This window comes from Halomonas sp. PBN3 (assembly GCF_000475415.1).
Classification (GTDB): Bacteria; Pseudomonadota; Gammaproteobacteria; order Pseudomonadales; family Halomonadaceae; genus Halomonas; species Halomonas shengliensis.
The window spans coordinates 1-21,916 of the sequence record NZ_AXCA01000163.1 but is presented as its reverse complement, the minus strand read 5'-3'; the positions used below and the strand labels follow the sequence as shown (position 1 = coordinate 21,916).

The following is a 21,916-nucleotide window of genomic DNA, read 5'->3' as shown; positions in this document are numbered from 1 at the left end:
AGACGGTGATGGCCGATACCCGTGAACGCCTCGCGACCCTGGGCTGGCGGCTCGCCTGCCCCGCCACCGTGTGGGACCTCGACCGCCCCGAGGACCTCGAGCGCTGGCGGCGAGGTCCCGCTCCGTCAGGCGCCAAGCGGCAGCGACCGTGACAGGGCCTCTGCCTCACGGTCCCAATGGCGCAGGGTCGAGGGGTGGACGCCGAAATCCTTCGGCAGCACCACCCCGAGGCGCTCGGCGAGCAGCCCCAGCAGCGCCATGTGGTGCACCGTGTGGCTGGTCAGGAAGGCCAGCTCCCTGGCCAGGCTGGTGGCCAGCGACTGGCTGACGCTCCCCTCCGCGACCGGATAGGTCAGCGACAGCCCCGTGGCAGAGGGCTCGGTGAGGCGCGCCAGGCCACGGCGGATCTCGGCGAGGCGCGCCAGCGCCTGTTGCGGGTCGCGCTCCAGGCGAGGGTCGCGCGACCGGCTCTCGTAGTCGACGCGCCCGGCGCCGATGCCCTCCAGCAGGGCCTGGTAGTGATCGAGGATATGGCGCAGGTGGCGCCCCAGGGTCTGCCTGCCCGCGGCGTCGAAGGGGTGGCGGTACTGCGCCGGAGAGAGGCAGGCCAGGAAGGCCTCCAGCTGCTGGAGGCTCCAGAGCCCCTCCTCGACCAGGGGGTCGAGACGGGGTGGCGCGTGGGTCTGGCTCATGGGCATGCACCTCCGGTGGTGGTGACGCCGCGCCGGTCACATGGGCCGGCACGGCGCCTGGGTGGCCTCGAGAGGGGTGGCGTCAGTAGGCGCCTTCTCCCTCGGCCTCTCCCTCGGCCTGACCTTCCCCTTGGCCCTCGGCCTCACCTTCAGCGTGGCCCTCGGCCTCGCCTTCGCCCTGGGCCTCCTCGTCGTCGTGGCCGCCGGCCTCGGCGCCACCTTCCGCACCGCCCTCGGCGTGGGCCTCGGCGAGCATCAGCGGGGCCTCCTGGCCGCTGGTGTAGGCGGGCTCGGTGGGCGCATCGGCCACGGCCTGCATCGCCGCACCGCTGGCGACCAGCGCCAGGGCGGGCGCGGCATGCCCCAGCCGACGGCCGAGCCGCTCGATCAGGGTCTTGCGTTGATGGTCTGCTTCCGTCATGACATGACCTCCGTCAGGGTGTCGCGGGCAGGGTCACGCCCTGCCCTCGGGCGAGAAGGCGGCATGCCTCCTCGACAGGGGGAGCCGGACTCCCGCTGCTCAGGCATCGACCGAGGCATCGGCCGCTGCATCGTTCGCTTCCTCGCGGGTGGCGCCACCGCGAGCCAGCCGCCAGGCGACCAGGCGCTCCGGACCCAGTCTCGAGGCGACCTCATGGCAGACGATACCCTCCAGCCAGGCATCGAGACCCGCCATCGCCGCGGCCGACGGCGCCGCCTCGCCGGGGCCATGGGCCAGCGGCAGCAGCGCGGCCAGGGCCTCGAGCCGGGCGAGCGGACGAGGCGGGCCGGCCTCCTCGCCCTCGCCATCGCCCTGGATCACCACCAGCGGCACCTCGGCCGCCCCCCGCGCGGAGGTGGCCCCGGCGGGATGCCCCGCCAGGGGCAGGCCCAGCGGTTCCAGGCGTGGCTGCCCGCCATCGACCACCAGGCGCACGCCGCGGCTGGCCTCGCCGTGCAGGCCCGACGGCAGGCATTGGGCCGCGTCACCCAGGGCCAGCAGCGTCGCCTGGCCGGGCGCCGGAGACCACCAGACCAGGTCCAGCACCGGCGCCTCGGCGCGGGCGGCGCGGCTCAGCAGCCGCGTGCCGAGCGCCGGCACCACCTCGGCCAGGGTCAGCCGACTCGCCACCAGGCGTCCGTCCTGGGCCAGCGCATAGCCGTTCGGCGTCGCCAGCACCGCCAGGTGCAACGCTGCCTCGGCGGCCGCCGTCTGCGACGACGCGGGAGAGAGCCGCTCGCCGAAGGCCTCTGCCAGGCGCCGCTCGACGGCGGCGTCGGGCAGCATCAGCCCCACGCCCTGGTCGTCGAAGCGCAGCCGCCAGTGGGAGGGGCTCGCCTCGGCGGGCGCCTCGCCCCCCTGCTTATCATTATCGGCCTCCTGGGGTTGGGCTTGCTCCTGGCCCTGGCAGAGCAGGCCCTCACGGCACCACTCCCCCAGGGTCGACCATACGGTGTCGCGCAGCGCCTCCAGCGACGCCGACGCTTCGCTCGCCTCGGCGAGGGTCGCGGCGATGGCGTCGGGGTCCAGCCCCTCGGTGGCCAGCAGCCAGATCAGCGCCGCGGCGTCGTTGGGACGATAGAGACGGCCGCTCGCCTCGGCATAGAGGGCCAGGCGATCCTCCTCATGGAACTCCGCCACCCGACGGCGCACCAGCCGCGGACGCGGCAGGTCGCGCCCCGCCATCGCCTCGGCCAGGGTGAGGTCGGCCCGGCTCGGCAGCGAGAAGACGGGCAGGTAGCGCTCGGGGTCATCCGCCGGCAGCAGCCGCTCGAAGCCGCCGGCCCGGCACTCCTCGGCCCGGGCCTCGGCGAGCAGGGTCGCGGCGTCGCGACCCTCGGCCGACGGGTGATCGCCGGCGACATCCACCAGCGCGAGCATGTCGCGCACCAGCTCGCCCTTGATGCGCTCCTCGACCCGGCCGCCATCCTCGGGGGCGGCGCAGGTGCCCAGCGACGGGCTGAGGTTGCACTCCAGGATCCACGGCTTGAGGTCGGCGTCGACCAGGCAGTCGAGCCCCAGCAGTTCGTAGCCGCCGCGGGGATCGGCGCCCACTTCCTGGCCCCGGCGGCGCAGGTCGTCCACCGCGGAGATGACGGTGAGGCCCACCAGGTCGCGCAGCCGGGCGAAGAGGCCCGCGTCGTCATGCCCCTGGTCGCGCAGCCAGGCGCGGTAGCGCGCGAGGTCGATGAACTCCACCGGCACCTCGGCGCGGGTGTTGAGGGCGTTGATGTCGGGGTTGGTGAGCTGGCTGAAGGGGTTGTCGGCATCCTCGGGATCCCAGGGCTCCGAGGCCAACTTGGCGAACCCCTGGCGGTAGAGGTAGACCCGTAGCGGGGTGAGCGAGCTGATAAGCACATAGAGGCGCAGCACGTACTTGTGGCCGCGGATGGTATGCGGGCGGTCCAGGTAGGCCTGGACCAGGTGGTCCGACGCCGTCGTCGCCTCGGCCACGTCGCGCAGCACCCGCACCCCCTTGCCCTTGGAGGCGTTGGTGGGCTTCTCGATCCAGCGGGACGCGGGAGCCGCCAGGGCGGCGAGCTGCAGCGCCTGGACGTCGCGGGGCATGGCCCAGGCGCGGGGGAAGAAGTCGAGCCGGGCGGTCAGCGGATGCGCCGCGCCGTAGCCGTCGACCAGCCGCGCGCGCAGTGCGGCGAGGCTATCGTGCAGGCGGCTCTTCACGGTCAGGGCGGCGTTGCCCGGGAAATGGTTGAGCTTGCGCCGCGGCGCGGCACGGCGGAACTGCGCCGGGGCCGGCATGCCGGTGACCCAGGCGGCGTCCCAGTGGGTCTCGTCGCCCTCCTCCCAGCCCTGCACCTCCAGCGCCTCGCGGAAGAAGCGGTCCTGCTCGGCGGCACGCTGGCCGCTGAGCCAGAAGCGGCGCGGGACGCTCGCCGGGTTCATCTCTCGGGGCATGGGGCTCTCCTCCTGTGGGGCCGGTCGGCGGCCTCTGGCCGGGGCGCCGGAACGCGGCGCCCTTGCGGGGCTCCCTACAGCCATAGCAAGTCGAGGCGACGCTGTCGCCCCCGCGGGGCGCCGGGCGGCACAAATATCACCCTAACACCTCTATTAATGAGGCTTTGTATTCTTTTTAAGAATAACAGAAACAGGAAACCTTCTTGGCGAGGGAGCGCCGCTTCGTTGCAGCATTGACGGTCTCCCCATCCCCTACGAGGAGGATCCGCCATGAGATCCCGACTGATCATCGCCGCCGGCGCCCTGGCGGTGGCCGGCCAGGCCCACGCCCTGCACCCCTCCCCCCTGGTGGAGGCCGAGTGGCTGAACGACCAGCTGGGCCAGGAGGACCTGGTGGTGCTAGACGTGCGCTCCTCCATCGACGACGGCGGCGACCGCGAGAGCTTCGAGGCGGCCCGCATCCCGGGCAGCCGCTACTCCAGCTATACCGACGCCGGCTGGCGCGAGAGCCGCGATGGCGTGGCCGGGCTGATGCCGGAGGTGTCGGCGCTGGAGACGCTGATCGGCGAGCTGGGTATCGACAACGACGACACCGTGGTGGTGGCCGCCGCCGGCACCGGGCCCACCGACTTCGGCAGCGCCGCACGGGTCTACTGGACCTTCAGGGCGCTGGGACATGACGAGGTGGCCATCCTCAACGGCGGCGTCGCCGGCTGGCAGGCCCAGGGCTTCGAGGTCGCCTCGGGCACTCCGGACGCCATCACGGCCAGCGACTTCGAAGGCCGCCTACAGGACGACCTGCTGGCCACCACCGCCGAGGTCGAGGCCGCAAGGGAGAGTGACGCGGCGCTGGTGGATGCCCGTCCGGTGGACTTCTATCGCGGCGAGACCCAGTCGCCCGCCGCACGTGCTCCCGGCACGATTCCCGGCGCCGTGAATCTGCCTCACCACGCCGCCCTGGTCGAGCGTGATGGCGCCTACTACCTCGACCCCGAGCGTCTCAAGGCCAACATCGAGGCTCTCGGCCTGGACCCGGAGGCCCCCACCGTGGCCTTCTGCAACACCGGCCACTGGGCCGCCAGCGGCTGGTTCCAGCTCAGCGAGGTGGGCGGCCTGGAGAGCGTCAGCATGTACGACGGCTCCATGGCCGAGTGGACCCGCGACGATGACCGTCCGCTGCAGCTGGCCGAGCGCGGCACCGTCAGCGTGGGCGAGCTGGTCGACTGAGCGCCTGCTAGTCCCAAGGGCACGCCCCACGAGGCCCCACGAGGCCCCGCGAGCCCAAGCTCGCGGGGCCTCGGCGTGTTGGGTGCCTCCGCTCAGCCGAGTCGCTCAGCCAGGGCCTCGAGGTCGGTGACGGTGAGGTCGGGTTCGATGCCCCAGGGGTCGAAGGGCGCCTCCGGGCTGCGCCGCACCCAGGCGGCATGGAGGCCGGCATAGCGCGCGCCGATGACGTCGAAGGCGTTGCTGGAGATCAGCCAGGTATCGCCGGGTTCGCTCTCGAGGCGATGGCGCAGGTGAGCGTAGACCGCGGGATCCGGCTTGAAGCGCCTGACCTCGTCGACGCTGACCACCTCGCTGAAGTGGCGGCGCAGGCCGGCCTGCTCGAGCAGCCCCCTCCACCGCCGCGGCGGTACCGTTGGAGAAGGCCACGCAGATCACGCCGGCCTCGGCGAGCCGCGTCAGGGCGACCTCGGCCTCGGCGAAGGCCGGCAGCTCGGCGTAGACCTGCATCAGGTGGTCGCGGTCGTTCTCGGAGAGGCCGGCCTGGAGCGCGCGGTCGGTGAACACCAGCGCCTCCTCGGTGCAGCGGCCGAAGGGTGCATAGGCGCCCATCAGGCCGCGGCGGAAGCTGTACTCCAGCTGCTTGTCGCGCCAGCGCCGCGAGAACTCCGGCGCCAGCTCGGCCTTGCCCAGGGCGCCGAGCCGCCGCTCCAGTTCGGTGACCACCCCGTGGGTGTCGATCAGGGTGCCGTAGACGTCGAAGGCCAGGACCTGTGCCATGGGAAGCGCTCCTTCACCGGGTGTCGATGCCTAGAGGGTGTGCCAGCCCGGCCGGCGAGGCAAGCCTCCCCGTCAACGACGTCGCCGCGGGACGGGCCCGCGGCGACGAGAGGGACCGAAGGCCGAGGAGGCTGAACGCCGGATCAGGCGACGGGGGCGGTCACCGCCTTGAGGGCACCCTCGCGCACCAGCGCGTCGGTCACCCTGTCCACGGCGCGACGGGCGCGTGCGACGATCTCGTCGACCTGGTCGCGGGTGGCGATCAGCGGCGGCGCGAAGCCGAGGATGTCGCCCTGGGGCATGGCGCGGGCGATCAGGTTCTCGTCGAGGGCCGCGGCGGCGATGCGCGGGCCCACCTTGAGCGCCGGGTCGAAGTCCGTACGCTTCTCGGGGTCGGCGGAGAACTCCAGGGCCACCAGCATGCCCACGCCGCGCACGTCGCCGACGATGGGATGGTCGCCGAAGGCGTCCGCCATGGCACGCTGCAGGTAGGCGCCGGTATCGGCGGCGTTCTCGGTCAGCTTCTCGCGCTCGATGATCTCGAGGTTGGCCAGCGCCGCGGCACAGCCCAGGGCATGCCCGGAGTAGGTCCAGCCGTGGCCGATGGGGCCGTACTGGCCGGTGCCCTGCTCAAGCACCTGCCAGACGCGATCGCCGACGATGACCCCGGAGAGCGGCTGGTAGGCGCTGGTCAACCCCTTGGCCACGGTGATCAGGTCCGGCTTGATGCCGTAGTGGTGGCTGCCGAAGTCGGCGCCAATACGCCCGAAGCCGCACACCACCTCGTCGGCGATCAGCAGCACGTCGTACTTCGCCAACACCGCCTGGATCGCCGCCCAGTAGCCCTCCGGCGGCGGCACGATGCCACCGGTGCCGAGCACCGGCTCGCCGATGAAGGCGGCGACGGTCTCCGGCCCCTCGGCCAGGATCATCTCCTCCAGCTTCTGCGCGCAGTGGGCGGAGAACTCGCGCTCGCTCATGCCCTCCAGCTCGGCGGCACGCTGGTAGTAGAACGGCGCCTCGGTGTGCAGGATGCCCTCGATGGGCAGGTCGAACTGGTCGTGGAATGCCTTGAGGCCGGTCAGCGAGCCGGTGGCCAGGCCCGAGCCGTGGTAGCCGCGCATGCGCGAGATCACTTTCTTCTTCTGCGGGCGACCGAGCACGTTGTTGTAGTAGCGCACGAGCTTGAGCTGGGTCTCGTTGGCGTCACTGCCACCCAGGCCGTAATAGACCTTGGACATGCCGGGCCCGGCGAGCTCGATGATCTTCTCGGAGAGGGCGATCTGCGGCTCGTTGGAGTGGCCCACGTAGGTGTGGTAGTAGGAGAGCTCCAGGGCCTGCTGGTAGATCGCCTCGGCCACCTCGGTGCGGCCGTAGCCGATGTTGACGCAGTAGAGCCCGGCGAAGCCATCGATGAACTCGCGGCCGTCCTTGTCGCGGATGGTGATGCCCTGGCCGCCGGTGATCACGCGGCCCGGCGCGTCGCCATGGGCGAAGTCGCGCAGGTGAGAGGAGGCGTGGAAGGTGACCTTGCGGTCGCGGTCGATCAGGTCCTGATGCTGCTGGCTCATATCGTTCTCTCTGTTAGCAAGGCTCCCCGGCATCCCGCCGGGGAGAAGGGTCAGTCAAATAGGCAAACCATCAATCTTCGAAGGCCATCGCAGCCGGCGGAACGTGCTCAAGGCTGTCCCGGCGCCTCTCGCCAGGAGCCACTACCGGCGGGCCTGGCCAGTCTCGGAAGTGCGGTTAGCTCCCGGAAACCGAGCCCAGGGCACCCAGGCAGTAGTACTTGGTCTCCAGGTACTCATCGATGCCGGTGATGCCGCCCTCGCGGCCGAGGCCGGAGTGCTTGACGCCGCCGAAGGGCACCGGGGGGCCGGTCATCTTCACCGAGTTCACCGCGACCATGCCGAACTCGAGCGCGCGCATGATCTTCCAGATGCGGCGGATGTCGTGGGTGTAGATATAGGCCGCGAGGCCGTACTCGGTGTCGTTGGCCATCTCGATCACCTGGTCGTCGTCGGCGTAGGCGGTGATGCCGGCGACCGGGGCGAAGCTCTCCTCGTACCAGATCTTCATGTCATGGGTTACCCCACTGAGCAGGGTAGGCATGAAGAAGTTCTCGCCCGGCGCCTGGCTCTGGTCGCCGGCCACCAGGGTGGCGCCCTTGGCCAGGGCGTCGTCGACGATAGCCGCGGCCTTCTCCACCGCCTGGCGGTGGATCAGCGGGCCCAGGTCGATCTCGCTGTCCAGGCCATTGCCCACGGTCAGCGCCGCCATGCGCTCGGCGAAGTGTTCGACGAAGGCGTCATGGATCGACTCGTGGACCAGGATGCGGTCCGCGGCGAGGCAGTCCTGGCCGGCGGTCTGGAACTTGGCCGCCACCGCGGCGAAGGCCGCCTCCCGGGGATCCATATCCGGGCCGACGATGAAGGGGGCGTTGCCGCCCAGCTCCAGCGAGACGCGCTTGACGGTGTTGGCGCTCTGCTCCAGCAGCAGCCGGCCGACCCGGGTGGAGCCGGTGAAGGAGAGCGCCTTGACGCGATCCTCGGCACACAGGATCTTCGACACCTCGGCGGGCTCGCCCAGCACCACATTGAAGACCCCGGCGGGGATCCCGGCGCGCTCGGCGAGCTCGGCCAGCGCCAGCGCCGAGAACGGGGTCTCGCCGGCGGGCTTGACGATCACCGGGCAGCCGGCGGCCATGGCGGCGGCGGCCTTGCGGGTGATCATCGCCAGCGGGAAGTTCCACGGGGTGATCAGCGCGGCGATGCCCACCGGCTCCTTGATGGTACCCAGGGCGGCGTTGGGGATGTGGCTGGGGATGGTCTCGCCGAAGGTGCGCTTACCCTCCTCGGCGAACCAGCGCACGAAGCTGGCGCCATACTCCACCTCGCCGCGGGCGTCCGGCAGCGGCTTGCCCTGCTCCAGGGTCATGATGGTGGCCAGGTCCTCGCGGTTGGCCTGCAGCAGGTCGTACCAGGCCAGCAGGCGCTCGCAGCGCTCGTCGGCACGCAGGGCGCGCCAGTGCACGAAGGCGGCCTCGGCGGCGTCCACGGCGGCACGAATCTGGTCCGCCTCGAGCCACGGGATATGCCCGATCACCTCGCCGGTGGCGGGATCGATCACGGCCTCCTCGCGGCCACCGTCGCCGTGGGTCCACTTGCCGTCGACATAGGCGTACTGACGGAACAGACGCGGATCGTCGAGCATCGTGGACAGCGTCCTGGACAGCTTCATGTTCATGCGGCACCTCCCCTGAGCACTGGCCGGATCGACATGGTGGGCCAGTACGAAAGAAACGGGCGAGCCGCCTGCGGGCGGCTCGATGGGGACATGGTAGGGGAGATGGCGCGGCGGGAGTTTTCGTTAGCCGACGAGGCGAATGGGCTTTTTTTCGTTCTCGTCGGCGTGACGCGAAGTTTTTCTGTGGCCCTCGCGCCTGGCCGGGCTGGTCAGCCCGCCGCGGGGTCGACCAGCGCGGCCTCGGTGAACACCAGCAAGCCCAGCTCCGGGCGGTAGCCATGGATTTCCTTGACGTCCAGGGCCTGCAGGAAGGCGAGGATCTCCTCGCTGACCACCTGCCCCGGCACCAGCACCGGGAAGCCCGGCGGGTAGGGGATCACGAAGCTCGCCGAGACCACGTCGCGGCCCTGGCGCATCTCGGCCTGCAGGGCGCCGTTGTCGAAGCGCAGGTACTCGGTGTTCTCCTCGTCGTAGGCCAGGAAGTAGGCGCAGCGGATGTCACCCTGGGGCGTGTCGGCGCACTGGCGGAAGGCACCGTGGAAGCGGCTGAAGTCGGGCAGCGGCGGCAGCTCCTGGGTCAGGGAGTGCACGCGGTGCTCGATGATCTTGCGCTCCGGCCGACTGCTCTCCTCCCAGCGGGTCTCGAACTCCTTGGCGAGCTTGATCAGCACGTCGAGCAGGTAGGCGATGGCGCCCCGGGAGGTGCCGATGTTGGTCATGAACAGCACGGTGTTGCGCGAGGTCTTGTTGATCTGGATGCCGTACTTGTTCATCAGGTACTCGTTCTTGAAGGCGTCGCCGTCCACCCCGGTGGCGCCGATGGCGATGGTCACCCGGGTCGGGTCGACCACGAACTCGTCCCGCGCCCAGGCCTCTTCCATCTGGTTCCAGCCGGTCACCGGGTCGTAGAAGGAGTCCACCTTCGACTCGCGGTAGGTCTCGGGCACCATGTCGCTGTTCTTGAGCACCCGGAAGTACTTCTGCAGCAGCGGGTTGGTATAGAGCTGCTCGCGCAGCGACAGCGCCGCCTCCACCTGGGCATGGACCAGCTCGAAGCCCTCCATCTCCGCCTGCATACGGCCCACGTCCAGCGAGGCGAGGATCTGGTAGTTGGGCGAGGTGGAGGTGTGGGTCATGTAGGCCTCGTGGAAGGGGGCCTCCACGCGCTGCCGGAAGTCCTGGTCGTAGACGTGGATCATCGAGCCCTGCCGCAGCGAGGTCAGGGTCTTGTGGGTGGAGTGGGTGGCGTAGGCGCGGATGCGCACCGCGTCGGGGTCCGGCAGCAGCCGGCGCTCCAGCCAGGTGGCGTCGTCGTCCGGGTCGAGGGCATCGAATTCCGCCTTCCAGGCGGCGTACTCTTCGCGGTAGGCCTCGCTGCGGTAGCGATCGCGCAGGGTGCGCGCGGCATGCATGGCGGTGCGCGGCCGGTAGGTGGGGTTGAAGCTGGCGAAGGCGAACCACGCCTCGTCCCACAGGAACACCAGGTCAGGCTTGATCGCCAGACACTCCTCCATCACCCGGCGCACGTTGTAGACCACGCCGTCGAAGGTGCAGTTGGTGAGCAGCAGCATCTTGACCTTGTCGAGCTCGCCGGCGCGCTTGTAGGCAAGCAGGGTCTTCTTGATCTCGTGCAGCGGCACCGCGCCGTACATGGAATAGTCGTTGAGCGGATAGGAGTCCAGGTAGCTGACATGGGCGCCGGCCAGCACCATGCCGTAGTGGTGCGACTTGTGGCAGTCGCGGTCGATCAGCACGATGTCGCGGGGCTTGACCAGTGCCTGCACTACGATCTTGTTGGCGGTGGAGGTGCCGTTGGTGACGAAGAAGCTCTGGCGCGCGCCGAAGGCCCGGGCGGCATACTCCTGGGCCTTCTTGATCGGCCCGAAGGGTTGCAGCAGCGAGTCGAGCCCGCCGGAGGTGGCCGAGGTCTCGGCCAGGAAGATGTTGATGCCGTAGAAGTCGATCATGTGGCCCGCCCAGTGGGAGCGGGTCACCGACTTGCCCCGCGAGATGGGCATGGCGTGGAAGACCCCGGTGGGCTTCTTGCTGTACTCGCGCAGAGCATCGAAGAAGGGGGTGCGGTAACGGTTGTCGATGGCCCGCAGGATGGTGTGGTGCTGCTCGATGTAGTCGGTCTCGCGGTAGAAGATCCGGTTGAAGTGGCGGATGTCGCGGCTGGCGGTGGCCTCGACGTCGCCGCTGGTGACCAGGAACTGGTCGATCTCCGGACGCAGCTCGTGGATCATCGAGCTGAGCAGGATACTGCGGTCGGCCTCGGACTGGTTCTCCAGCTCCTGCTCGGAGAGCCCCTCGAGGTAGTTGCGCAGCGCGCTCAGGTTGTACTTCGACTTGTAGGGAAACTCGTAGCGGATCAGGCAGGCCTGGATGTTGGGGTTGACCAGCACCGCGATCAGGGCATCCTCGAAGCTTCGCACCGTGACCACATCGTAGACGAAACGGTCCTCGGGACGGCGCAGGTTGTGGAAGGCCTCACGCACCACCTCCTCCTCCTGGGGGGAGAGGTTGTCGACGATCAACAGCTCGAAGTAGGGCTGGGCCGAGCTGTTGGAGGCGGGGTGGCCACGGCGCAGCTGGTTGAGGGCATCGAGGGTCTCCATGTCCTCGGCGTCGGCGTCGGTCTCGGAGAGGTCGACGTGGCGGCGGCGGTAGGACTCGCTGATCAGCGCGCGCACCAGGCGCTTGACCACCTTCTCCAGCAGGGCGTACTCCTCGCGGTCGAACAGCGACCAGAGGTGGCGGAAATCCTCCTTGGAGGGGAAGGCGTGGTAGTCCTCGATGATCTCCAAACGGGTCAGCTTGACGTCCACCGCCTTGACCAGGGTCCGCGCCCGCGGGCAGCCCGCCTCCTGGCGGACCAGCTGGCCCAGGTCGCGCTTGAGGGCGTTCCAGGTGTCGGCCCGCAGCTGGGAGATCTTGTGGTAGAAGCCCAGCGCGGTGTAGGGCGTTTCGGTATGGCTCTCTTGCATGGCGCTACCCTCAAGGGTGGTGATTGTCGTTGTGCATGCGGCCCGCCCGCTCAGCCCCCGAGCCGTTCGCGCACGCCGTAGCGCACGGTGACCCACTCCTCGGGGAAGTGGTCGAAGCCCAGGTCCAGGTCGAGGCCCGGCCAGTGATAGCGCACCCGCCCCTCGCCGGGCCGGTAGAAGGCGGTGTAGATGGTCCCCAGTCCCCGGCGATAGTCGTGGCGGAACAGCGGCGGCGCCTTGAAGGCGGCCTCCAGGCGTGCCGCGTCGGTGGCCGCGTCGTCCACCAGGATGGAGAGCTGGCGCTCGCGGATCAGGGTCTCCGAGGCCAGGGCGTGGGCGTACCACTCGATCTTCTTCTGATGGTTGGTGGCCACCGGCACGCGGCGGATGCTGGCGCGCCGGTCCGGGCCGATCATCGCCGTCACGTAGCGTCCGGCGGCGTCGGCCAGAGTGATGTTGTAGGCCATGTGGGTGGGCACCCGGGCCAGCACCTCGGCGGCCTCGGGCACCGTGTCGCAGAACTCCAGCAGGTAGCGCAGGATGATCGGCGCGCCGAAGCCGTCGCCCACCGCCTTGCGCCCGCCGAAGGCCAGCGATACGGCCAGCCCCCGATCGTTCATGCCGTCGAGTACCCCCCACAGGCAGTCCGTCATGGCGATCACCCGTCGCTCGTTCCAGCGGGTTAGCAGGATGGTGCCCTCGCACAGCTCCGGCGGGTAGTCGTAGTTGCGCGCCAGCAGGGTCTCCTCGGCGCGCGCCAGCACCGCCTGGGAGCAGCCGGTGATGTAGGGGGGCGGCTGGTAGAGGCTCAGGAAGCGCGCGGCCAGGTCGCCGCCGCCCGCCAGGTCGCACAGGGTGCGGTAGGTGGGCAGCAGCTCCGGCATGTGCCGCCGCAGGGCGTTGAGGCAGGCCAGGTAGCCGGGGCGCTCGCGCTCCCCCTCGGCCAGGTACCAGGCCTCGTAGGCGGACCAGTGGGTGTCGAACAACGACCGCCACTTGGGCCCCGGCACGGCCTCGCTCAGGCTGCGGAAGTGCAGCGTCTTGTCATCCATCACGCATCCAGCCACCAAGGGCGCGCCGCCCTCACAGGATCTTGAAGTTGCCGCCGCCCACGGCGTGACTCACGGCGACCTCCTCGACCACCGGGTCCTGCAGCGACTGCCCGGCGTACTGGCCGCGGATGCCGTCGATCCAGGCCTTGGCGCGCTCGTTGAGCTGGAAGTCGTCGTCCATCAGTCGCCCGCGGGTGATCAGGATGCCCAGGTCGGCGCCCTCGTAGCGGAAGTCCCCGGCGCCGCTGATGCGCAGGAAGAAGCCCTCCTGCTCGTTCTCGGCGGCGTGGGGGTGGTAACTGTAGTGGTCGTAGGCGATGCCGCCGTCGGCGCCCATCCTCCACACCCCGGTGCGCGGCGCGGCGGTCAGCAGGTCGACGCTCTCGTCGGTGTGCTTGATCACCAGCTGGCTCCAGCTGTCGACGCTCTCGGGGTGGGACCAGCGCTCGTTGATCTCGTCGATGTCGAGCTCGAAGTCGATGTCAGAGAACTCCAGCAGGTGGAACAGGAACAGCGGGATATCGGAGTGGGCGAAGGCGGCCACGTTGGTCAGCGAGCTGGCCCCGGTGACCCGCGGGTTGAGCTCGCCCAGGTAGACCTCGCCGTTGTCCATGTCGATCAGGAAGTCGAGCTCGAAGTAGCCGCGATAGCCCTCCTCACGCAGCGCCTCGCCGAACTGGAAGGTGTACTCCCGGGCCTTGTCGCGGATCTCCTGGGTGAAGGCGCCGGCGAACATCTCGTTGCCGCACCAGCCGCCCTTGTAGGGCGTCAGCGACTTGAAGCCGACCAGCTCGGTCATCAGCGGCCCCACCACGGTGCCGCAGCGGGTGGCGCAGGCCTCGATGGCCGAACCGCGGCAGTTGATGCGCTTCATGATCTTGACCTCGGCCTCGGCCTCGATCTCCTCGGCGTGCTTGTAGTAGTCCTCCTCGCTGGCGATGAAGAAGGTGGTGTGGCCGGAGTCGCCGAAGGCGGTCTGCACCACCAGGTCGTCACCCAGGTCGCGACTCACCTCGCAGAGCTCCTGGTAGCTGCCGACCTTCGCCAGCACGTTGGGCACGCTGGGCACGCCGGCCTTGTTGCCGATGCGCACCGTCTCGATCTTGTTGTCCATGCGGCTGCGCAGCGCCGCCGGCGGGAAGGCGATGCGCAGGCCGAGCTGCTCGCACACCTCCTCGGTGTGCTCGTCGAACATCAGGAAGGCCGCGGTGCCCGCCTTCTCGCCGTCGGCCCGGGACTGGATGAAGTCGATCACCTCCTTGTGCTCGAGGAGGTAGTTGTTGATGTCCTCGATGCTCTCGAAGTCGCGGGGGAACTTCTCTTTGGGCACGAAGACGTTGCGCTGCTGCCCCTCGAAGCAGTCGATGTAGTTGATGTGCCGAAAGTTGCCCACCCAGTCGCCGATGCCGAGCAGGTTGAAGTTGGTCGCCGAGATGAAGTAGATCGGCTCCTTGTTGTTGAGGAAGTGGCGGCGGACGTCGGCGATGCTGGTGATCTTGTTCATTGTGGTCGCTCCAACGGAGGTGTTTCGGGCGGCATCTCGGGGGGAGGGACGTTCCGCGGAACCCCCGCGGCCAAGCAGCCGGCACAGGGTGCGCTTCAGGGACTCCAGCATGGCAGGGCCCTCCGGGTGGGGATGTCAGTACTCCTCGATATCGGCGCGCTGGGGCTTGGCCAGCGGCCCCAGGGTATCGAGGAAGGGCGAGGAGCCGGTCTCGCTGCGGTAGAGGGTGAAGTCGACGCGGCGGTCACGGAAGCTCTTGAGCGGCTGGCCCAGGCCACGCAGGCCGGTCTCGCGCTCGCGGCGCACGCGGTTGACATCCACCTCGATGGGCATCACCTCCTCGCCGGTGCCCGCCTGGTGGATGACGTCCCCGGAGGGGCCGACCACGATGGAGCGCCCGTTGCCGAGGGCTCCGGCGCCGTTGATGTCGAAGAAGTAGCACTGGTTGACCGCGGCGTTGGTGCGCGCGATGGAGAGCTCGATGTCGCGGTCGATGGTGTCGGTCATGGTGGGGTGGAGGATCACCTCGGCGCCCATGGCGGCGAGGGTCCGGGTGGTCTCCGGGAACCACATGTCGTAGCAGATCGAGACCCCGAAGCGCGCCACGTTGGGCACGTCGAACACCACGAACTCGCTGCCGCTCTCCACGCCCGCCTCGTAGGGACGGAAGGGGAACATCTTGCGGTAGCGGGCCACCACCTGGCCGTGGGGATTGATCACCGACAGGGTGTTGTAGATCCCCTCGTCGGTGTGTTCGAACATCGAGCCCGGGATCAGCCAGATGCGATGCTGCTCGGCGAGCTGGCAGAACATCTGCTCGGCGTGGCTGGGCATCGGATGGGCATGGTGCGGCGAGGCCCCCAGGGGCATCAGCTCGCTGAACAGGACCATCTGCACCTGGGGAAAACGGCTCATCAGCACGTCGATCCGGTGACGCATGGCCTCGGTATTGTCGCCGTGGTGGAGAGCATGCATCTGCACCCCGGCAATGGTGAAGTACGACATCGTCGTCTCTCTCGTCAGGCGATCCTGGTATTGCGTGGGCACTGCATCTGGTCCGGCACTGCGGTGCCGGAGAGATCGCCCGGCCGTCGGGCATCCGCCCTCCCCCGATGATTACCAGCTTAGCCGGACGAGGTCCAGCGGCATCAACGCTCTACTCGCGATGACGGCGTGGCTCAGCCGACGAAGTCGTCGCGGGAGAAGCCCGCCGCGGGGCGCTTGACGCTCTTGGTGACGATATAGGTGAAGTAGCGCTCGATGCCGGCATCGCCGGTGAGCCAGGCGTCGATCAGACGCTGGTAGGCGTCGATGGAGTCGGCCTCCACCTTGATCAGGTAGTCAACGCCGCCGCCCACGGCGACGCACTCGGTGACCTCGGGGGTCTCCTGCACCAGCGACTCGAAGCGGGCGAAGCTCTCGGCGTTGTGCGTCTTGAGCTCGATCTGCACCCACACGGGGGTGCGCCGCACCAGCGCCGCGGCGTTAATGCGGGCGCTGTAGCCCTCGATGATGCCGGCCTTCTCCAGCCGGCGGACCCGTTCCCAGCAGGGGCTGACCGAGAGGTTGATCGCCTCGGCCAGCCTGGACTTGGTGATGCGCCCGTCATGGGAGAGGATCTCGAGGATCTTCAGGTCGTAGCGGTCGAGTTTCATCGTGCTGCCGGCCGCCTCATCCCAGGGAGTCGACGATATCGGCGATCACCGCGATGGTGTCGCCCATGTTGACCAGCGCGGGATGGCGCCGCGCCGCCAGCACGCCGCTGCGCGCCGCGCGGTACGCCACCGGGGCGGTGCCGCTGCGGGTCATGTCGTAGACCCGGGCCACCACCTCGCCCTTCTCGACCCGCTCGCCCAGCGCGAAGCAGAGCTCCAGCACGCCGGAGTGCTCGCTCTGCACATAGCAGCTGGCATCGGGCATGTCGAGGTAGACCTGGGGCTCGGCCGGCATCTCCACCTCGCCCTGCAGCAGGCCGTAGTGGATCAGGAAGTTGCGCACGCCGCGCTCGGTGATGGCCATGCTCTCGGGGGTGGAGGTGCCGCCGCCGCCGAGCTCGGTGGCCACGAAGACCTTGCCCTGGCTCTCCACCGCGGTGTCGAACAGCGCCGCTGCGTCGAGCTCGAACATCATCATGGCGTAGGGGGCACCGAAGGCCTTGGCGCCCTCGAGGGCCTGGCGCTGCTGCTCGGGGTCATCGAGCACGTGGGAGGCGCCGAAGGGGATGATGTCCAGGGTGCGCCCGCCTGAGTGCAGGTCGAGCACCACATCACACATCGGCACCATCACCCGGGTGAAGTAGTCGGCGATCTTCTCGGTCACGCTGCCGTCGGGGTCACCGGGGAAGCTGCGGTTGAGGTTGCCGCCATCGAGGCCGGAGGTACGCTTACCGGCCATCACCGCCGGGGTGTTCATGCAGGGCACGATGATCACCCGGCCCGTGACCTCCTCGGCCTTGAGCTCGCTCGACAGCTTGAGCAGCGAGGTGATGCCTTCGTACTCGTCGCCGTGGTTGCCGCCGGTGAGCAGCGCGGTGGGGCCCTCGCCGTTCCTGACCACGGTGACCGGGATCATCACCGCCCCCCAGGCGGAGTCGTCCACCGAGATGGGCAGCTTGAGGAAGCCGTGCTGGACGCCATCGGCGTCGAAGTCGACGGTGGCGCTGATGGGGCTGGGACGCTTGGTCATTGTCTGGTCTCCATGTTCTTGAAGAGGGCTTTCGAGACTCCATTCTCACGGCGAATGGCGGCCCGACACGGGGCTTTTCCGGCGACAAGCCTGCGAGGAGGCGCTGTGAATACCTCCCTGTAAGCTACTTTTGCCTTCCCTGGCAAAAGACCTCCTCTTCGGCTTGTCCCCGGCGCCCCTCCTTGGGGTGGTCTATTGGCTCAGCGCACGAAGAGCTGGCGCGGGAAGTCGGCCAGGGTCTCGCAGCCGGTCTCGGTGATCAGGATGCTCTCGGTGATCTCCAGGCCCCACTCCTCTTCCCAGAGCCCGGGCATGAAGTGGAAGGTCATGCCCGGCTGCAGGATGGTCTCGTCGGAGGGACGCAGGCTCATGGTGCGCTCGCCCCAGTCCGGCGGGTAGCTGATGCCGATGGGATAGCCGCAGCGGGCGCCGCCGCGGTCGAAGCCGTACTTGTCCATGGCCGCGCCCAGCGCCATGGCGATGTCCGCGGTGCGGTTGCCGGGCTTGGCCACCTCCAGGCCGTTCTCGATGCCCTCGAGCAGCGCCGACTCGGCGCGCACGAACTCCGCCGGCGGCTTGCCCAGGAACACCGTGCGCGACATCGGCGCATGGTAGCGCTTGTAGACCCCGGCGATCTCGAAGAAGGTGCCCTCGCCCTTGCGGAAGGGGGTGTCGTCCCAGGTCAGGTGGGGCGCGGCGGCGTCCTTGCCGGTGGGCAGCATGGGCACGATGGCGGGATAGTCGCCGCCGAACACCTGGCCACGCTCGTCGCGCCACCCCTCGATGCCTACCCGGTAGATCTCCGAGACCAGCTTGCTCTTGGGCAGGCCGGGCTCGATCACCTCGAGGATCCGCGAGTGCATCCCCTCGACGATCTTCGCCGCCACCCGCATGTACTCGATCTCCTGGGGCGACTTGATGGCGCGGCACCAGTTGACCAGCGAGTTGGCATCCATGAAGCGCGCATGGGGCAACTCGCGCAGCAGGCTCTGGTAGGCCTTGGCGGAGAAGTAGTAGTTGTCCATCTCCATGCCCACCACCCCCTGGTGCCAGCCGCGGTCGGGCATGATCGACTGGGCCAGGTAGTCCATGGGGTGCATGTCGGGGTTCTGAACGTAGTAGTCGGGGTAGTAGGTGATGTTGTCCGGATCGATCCAGCAGGTACGCAGGGCCCCGTTGGCGTCCATGCGCCGGCCGTACCACACCGGTTCGCCCTCCAGCCCCACCAGCACGCACTGGTGCACGTAGAACGACCAGCCGTCGTAGCCGGTGAGCCAGGCCATGTTGGAGGGGTCGCTGACGATCAGCACGTCGATGCCCCGACTCGCCATCTCGGCGCGGACCTTCCACAGCCGGGTGGCATATTCCTCACGAGTGAAGGGCAGGTTTACCTGGGTCATTGGGCCACTCGCCAAAGCAACATCAAGAAAATCGGCCCTCTCGATGAGGAGAAGGCCGGGCCAGGGTCACGGTCACTGACGGGATGCCTGAACGGGTGACGCGCCGATCAGTCGCACCAGGCAGTGGGGGAGGACCCCCGTAAGGTGGAGGTTACTGCCAACCCACGGTAGCCGGTCAAGCATTTCCTGATGCCGGCAGGGCTATCGCAGTTACCGAACCAAGGGGCGCTGGGGATAAGCCGAAGAGGAGGTCCGAGGACCAGGGACGGCCGAGGTAGCGTACAGGGAGGTATTTACAGCGCCTCCTCGTAGGCTTATCGCCAGATCAGCCCCGAGCTATCGAGCAGCCAGGCTATCTGCGATAGCCCTGCTGATGCCGGGTGCGGACTTGTTCCTCGCCCGTCGCCAGGCCCATGATGACGGCATGCCAACACGAGGAGACAACATGAAGGTCCTGGTGCATATCGACGACGCCGACCGGTGGCGCGAGGCCCTGGCGCGGCGCCTTCCCGAGGCCGAGGTAATCACCTCGGCGGCGCCCGTGGAGCAGCGGCGCGAGGCCGACTACCTGGCCGTATGGAAGCCGCCGGAACAGCTGCTGCGTGAGCCCACCGACCTCAAGGGGATCGTCAACCTGGGCGCCGGGGTGGACGCGCTGCTCAACAACCCCGGCCTCCCCGACGGCGTGCCCATCGTCAAGCTGCGCGACGCCGGCATGGCGGGACCGATCGCCGACTACGTGCGCTACGGCATCCTCCACTTCCAGCGCGACTTCGACCGCTACCGGCGCCAGCAGCACGCCCGGGAGTGGCGCGAGCACCCAGTCGTGGACAAGGCCGACTGGCCGGTGGGGGTGCTGGGGCTCGGCGCCATCGGGTCGAAGGTCGCGGCCAGTGTCGCCGCCGACGGCTTCCCGGTGCATGGCTGGAGCCGCTCGCCCAGGACCCTCGAGGGCATCACCTGTCACCACGGCGATGACGGCCTCACGGCGCTGCTAGGCCAAGTCAGGAGCCTGGTGCTGCTGCTGCCCGACACCCCGGCCACCCGGCATATCATCGACGCCGAGGCCCTGGCCCGGCTCCCGGAGGGAGCCAGCCTGATCAACCCGGGGCGCGGCACTCTGATCGACGAGGCGGCCCTGCTGGCGGCGCTGGGGCCTGCCCGGGAGGGTGACGGCGAAGCCGAAGGCCGTCTGCGCGGGGCGCTGCTCGACGCCTTCCCCGAGGAGCCGCTGCCCGCGACGAGCCCGTTGTGGGTCCATCCGCGGGTATGGGTCACCCCGCACATGGCCGGGCCCACGCCCCTCGGCGCGGCGCTGGACCAGGTGGCCGAGGCGCTGCGGGCCTTCGCCGCCGGCGAGCCCCAGGCCACCGTCGACCCGGATGCCGGCTACTGAGCCCCGCCCCTGTCACAAGCCCCGGGAAGGCCTTACGCTGAAGGCAGGAGAACCCGACGCCCTGCGAGGAGGTAGGCGATGCGCATGAACGTGGAGTACGGCCCCGACGACGCCCTGCTGGTCGTCGACATGCAGAACGACTTCTGCGAGGGTGGCGCCCTGGCGGTGGCCGGCGGCGCCGCCCTGGCGCCGGGCATCAACGCCGAGATCGCCGCGGCCCATGCCGCCGGCGCCCTGGTGGTCGCCTCCCGGGACTGGCACCCGGTCGACCATGCGAGCTTCGCCCATCGCGGCGGCCCCTGGCCGGTGCACTGCGTGCAGGACACCCAGGGCGCCGCCTTCCACCCCGAGCTGACGCTGCCCGACGAGGCGATACGGGTGAGCAAGGCGACCGCCTTCGATGCCGACGCCTACTCCGCCTTCGACGGCACGGGCCTGGCCGGCTACCTCAGGGAGAGGGGCATCACCCGGGTGGTGGTGTGCGGCCTGGCGCTGGATGTCTGCGTCAAGGCCACCGCCCTGGAGGCCCGGCGCGAGGGCTTCGCCACCCGGCTGCTGGGGCCGCTCACCGCCGCGGTGGACCCGCAGGGCACGGCGGCGGTCCTCGACGAGCTCCGCGAGGCCGGCGTGGCGATCGATGGCGAGGCGCGCTCATGACCCAGGCGTCCGGCACCCTCTCCCCCCATGCCATCCCGCCCTATGCCGTTCAGGACGACGACCTGGCGCTGCTCACCGACCTCTACCAGCTGACCATGCTGCAGGCCTACTGGGGCGAGGGCATGCGCGAGCGTGCCACCTTCAGCCTATTCTTCCGACGCCTGCCCGAGACCCGCCGCTTCATGCTCGCCTGCGGCCAGCAGCACGCCGCCGAGCTGGCCACCCGGCTGCGCTTTCGCGCCGCCCACCTCGCCGACCTGGCCGAGACCGGCCTGTTCGAGGACGCCTTCCTCGAGTGGCTCGGCGACTGGCGCTTCACCGGCGACATCTGGACCCTGCCCGAGGGCTCCCCGGTGTTCGAGAACGAACCCTTCATGGAGGTGGACGCCCCCATCGTCGAGGCGCAGCTGCTGGAGAGCCTGGTGATGAACCTGGTGCAGCTGGAGACCGTCATCGCCTCCAAGGCGGTACGCGTGGTGCTCGCCGCCGATGGCCGCCCGGTGATGGACTTCGGCCTGCGCCGCATGCACGGCGTCGACGCCGCGGTGCGCGGCGTGCGCGCCTACCGCACCGCGGGCCTGGCGGGCACCAGCAACGTGCTCGGCGGGCTGCGCCACGACCTGCCGCTCTCCGGCACCATGGCCCACAGCTACGTGCTGGCCCACGACGACGAGGAGGCTGCCTTCCGCGCCTTCGCCCGCCGCTACCCCGGTACCACCCTGCTGGTGGACACCCACGACACCCCCGCAGGGGTGCGCAAGGTGATCGCGCTGATGGACGCCGAGCCCGGCCTCAGGGTGGGGGCGGTGCGCCTCGACTCCGGCGACCTCGGTGGGCTGGCCCGGGAGGCCCGCGCACTGCTCGACGCCGCGGGTCACCCCGAGGTGAAGATCGTCGCCAGCAGCGGCCTCGACGAGTGGCAGATCGCCGCCCTGGTCGAGGCCGGCGCCCCCATCGACGGCTTCGGGGTGGGCACCGAGATAGGGGTCTCCTCCGACGCCCCGGTGATCGACCTCTCCTACAAGCTGGTGGAGTACGCCGGCACCCCGCGCCTCAAGCACTCCCCGGGCAAGGTCAACCTGCCCTGTCGCAAGCAGCTCTACCGCCGGCACGATGCCGAGGGCCGCTTCGTCAGCGACATCATCGCCCTGCGCGACGAGCCCGGCATCGAGGGGCAGGCGCTGCTGCGGCCCCTGGTGCGCGGCGGACGGCTCGCCGCCGAGGAGATGGCCCTGGCCAGCGAGGCCCGGGAGCGCGTCGCCGATGCCCTGGGGCGGCTGCCGGAGGCGCTGCGACGCCTCGCCCCGGGGCCCGGCGACTACCCGGTGACCCTCTCCCCGGCCCTTCAGCGCCTGCGCGAGCAGGGCTGAGCCCCGCCCAGGGCTATCGCAGTTACC

The 21,916-nt window shown here is 69.5% G+C and carries 17 protein-coding genes and 1 pseudogene; 5 read left to right on the top strand and 13 right to left on the bottom strand.

What is annotated here, in order from left to right; genetic code table 11:
* Nucleotides 1-8: 8 nt before the first annotated feature.
* Nucleotides 9-152 carry a hypothetical protein gene (locus Q673_RS36980; protein ID WP_235048515.1) on the top strand — a complete coding sequence of 48 codons (144 nt, stop codon included), beginning with the start codon at nt 9-11 and terminating at the stop codon, nt 150-152.
* Here the strand turns inward: Q673_RS36980 and Q673_RS28845 are convergent.
* From Q673_RS28845 to Q673_RS28835, 3 genes are all read right to left on the bottom strand, one after another.
* The gene (locus Q673_RS28845) at nt 126-692 is read right to left on the bottom strand and encodes a DinB family protein (RefSeq protein ID WP_023006201.1); all 567 of its coding nucleotides are present in this window, start codon (nt 690-692) and stop codon (nt 126-128) included. The two genes, Q673_RS36980 and Q673_RS28845, sit on opposite strands and share 27 nt — an antisense overlap.
* 82 nt (nt 693-774) lie before the next feature.
* Complete coding sequence (locus tag Q673_RS28840) at nt 775-1,113, bottom strand: hypothetical protein (protein ID WP_023006200.1); 339 nt, start codon at nt 1,111-1,113, stop codon at nt 775-777.
* A 99-nt stretch (nt 1,114-1,212) separates the two neighbouring features.
* Nucleotides 1,213-3,588, bottom strand: coding sequence for a hypothetical protein (locus Q673_RS28835; protein ID WP_023006199.1), 2,376 nt, complete (start codon nt 3,586-3,588; stop codon nt 1,213-1,215).
* A gap of 270 nt (nt 3,589-3,858) precedes the next feature.
* Here Q673_RS28835 and Q673_RS28830 point away from each other — a divergent pair, with 270 nt between their 5' ends.
* On the top strand, nt 3,859-4,815 hold the full coding sequence (locus Q673_RS28830; protein WP_023006198.1) for a sulfurtransferase: 957 nt from the start codon (nt 3,859-3,861) through the stop codon (nt 4,813-4,815).
* Nucleotides 4,816-4,907: 92 nt separating this feature from the next.
* Here Q673_RS28830 and Q673_RS28825 read toward each other — a convergent pair.
* From Q673_RS28825 to doeA, 10 genes and pseudogenes are all read right to left on the bottom strand, one after another.
* Nucleotides 4,908-5,592, bottom strand: a pseudogene (locus Q673_RS28825) (haloacid dehalogenase type II).
* 143 nt (nt 5,593-5,735) lie between these two features.
* Nucleotides 5,736-7,163, bottom strand: coding sequence for an aspartate aminotransferase family protein (locus Q673_RS28820; RefSeq protein ID WP_023006196.1), 1,428 nt, complete (start codon nt 7,161-7,163; stop codon nt 5,736-5,738).
* Between the two features lie 175 nt (nt 7,164-7,338).
* Nucleotides 7,339-8,838 carry an NAD-dependent succinate-semialdehyde dehydrogenase gene (locus tag Q673_RS28815; protein WP_023006195.1) on the bottom strand — a complete coding sequence of 500 codons (1,500 nt, stop codon included), beginning with the start codon at nt 8,836-8,838 and terminating at the stop codon, nt 7,339-7,341.
* A 209-nt stretch (nt 8,839-9,047) separates the two neighbouring features.
* On the bottom strand, nt 9,048-11,825 hold the full coding sequence (locus Q673_RS28810) for an aminotransferase class I/II-fold pyridoxal phosphate-dependent enzyme (RefSeq protein ID WP_023006194.1): 2,778 nt from the start codon (nt 11,823-11,825) through the stop codon (nt 9,048-9,050).
* Between the two features lie 50 nt (nt 11,826-11,875).
* Nucleotides 11,876-12,877, bottom strand: a complete 1,002-nt coding sequence (locus Q673_RS28805; RefSeq protein ID WP_023006193.1) for a C45 family autoproteolytic acyltransferase/hydolase — start codon at nt 12,875-12,877, stop codon at nt 11,876-11,878.
* 31 nt (nt 12,878-12,908) lie between these two features.
* Nucleotides 12,909-14,381 (bottom strand): biotin carboxylase, encoded by a 1,473-nt coding sequence (locus Q673_RS28800; protein ID WP_023006192.1) that lies wholly within the window; start codon nt 14,379-14,381, stop codon nt 12,909-12,911.
* A gap of 135 nt (nt 14,382-14,516) precedes the next feature.
* Nucleotides 14,517-15,386: a carbon-nitrogen hydrolase family protein gene (locus Q673_RS28795; RefSeq protein ID WP_023006191.1), complete on the bottom strand. Its 870-nt coding sequence runs from the start codon at nt 15,384-15,386 to the stop codon at nt 14,517-14,519.
* Nucleotides 15,387-15,559: 173 nt separating this feature from the next.
* On the bottom strand, nt 15,560-16,036 hold the full coding sequence (locus Q673_RS28790) for an Lrp/AsnC family transcriptional regulator (RefSeq protein ID WP_023006190.1): 477 nt from the start codon (nt 16,034-16,036) through the stop codon (nt 15,560-15,562).
* 16 nt (nt 16,037-16,052) lie between these two features.
* Nucleotides 16,053-17,066: a N(2)-acetyl-L-2,4-diaminobutanoate deacetylase DoeB gene (gene doeB, locus Q673_RS28785; RefSeq protein ID WP_023006189.1), complete on the bottom strand. Its 1,014-nt coding sequence runs from the start codon at nt 17,064-17,066 to the stop codon at nt 16,053-16,055.
* Nucleotides 17,067-17,266: 200 nt separating this feature from the next.
* Nucleotides 17,267-18,466 (bottom strand): ectoine hydrolase DoeA, encoded by a 1,200-nt coding sequence (gene doeA / locus Q673_RS28780; RefSeq protein ID WP_023006188.1) that lies wholly within the window; start codon nt 18,464-18,466, stop codon nt 17,267-17,269.
* Between the two features lie 445 nt (nt 18,467-18,911).
* On the opposite strand from doeA, the gene Q673_RS28775 reads away from it, so the two are divergent.
* The 3 genes from Q673_RS28775 to Q673_RS28765 all read left to right on the top strand — a co-directional run bounded on the left by Q673_RS28775 (nt 18,912) and on the right by Q673_RS28765 (nt 21,889).
* A complete protein-coding gene (locus Q673_RS28775; protein ID WP_023006187.1) occupies nt 18,912-19,862 on the top strand; it encodes a 2-hydroxyacid dehydrogenase in 951 nt (316 codons plus the stop codon).
* A 78-nt stretch (nt 19,863-19,940) separates the two neighbouring features.
* On the top strand, nt 19,941-20,519 hold the full coding sequence (locus Q673_RS28770) for an isochorismatase family protein (protein ID WP_023006186.1): 579 nt from the start codon (nt 19,941-19,943) through the stop codon (nt 20,517-20,519).
* Entirely contained in the window at nt 20,516-21,889 is a 1,374-nt protein-coding gene (locus Q673_RS28765; protein WP_023006185.1) for a nicotinate phosphoribosyltransferase, read from the top strand. Before Q673_RS28770 ends, Q673_RS28765 begins: the two co-directional genes overlap by 4 nt.
* The last annotated feature ends 27 nt before the right edge of the window (nt 21,890-21,916 follow it).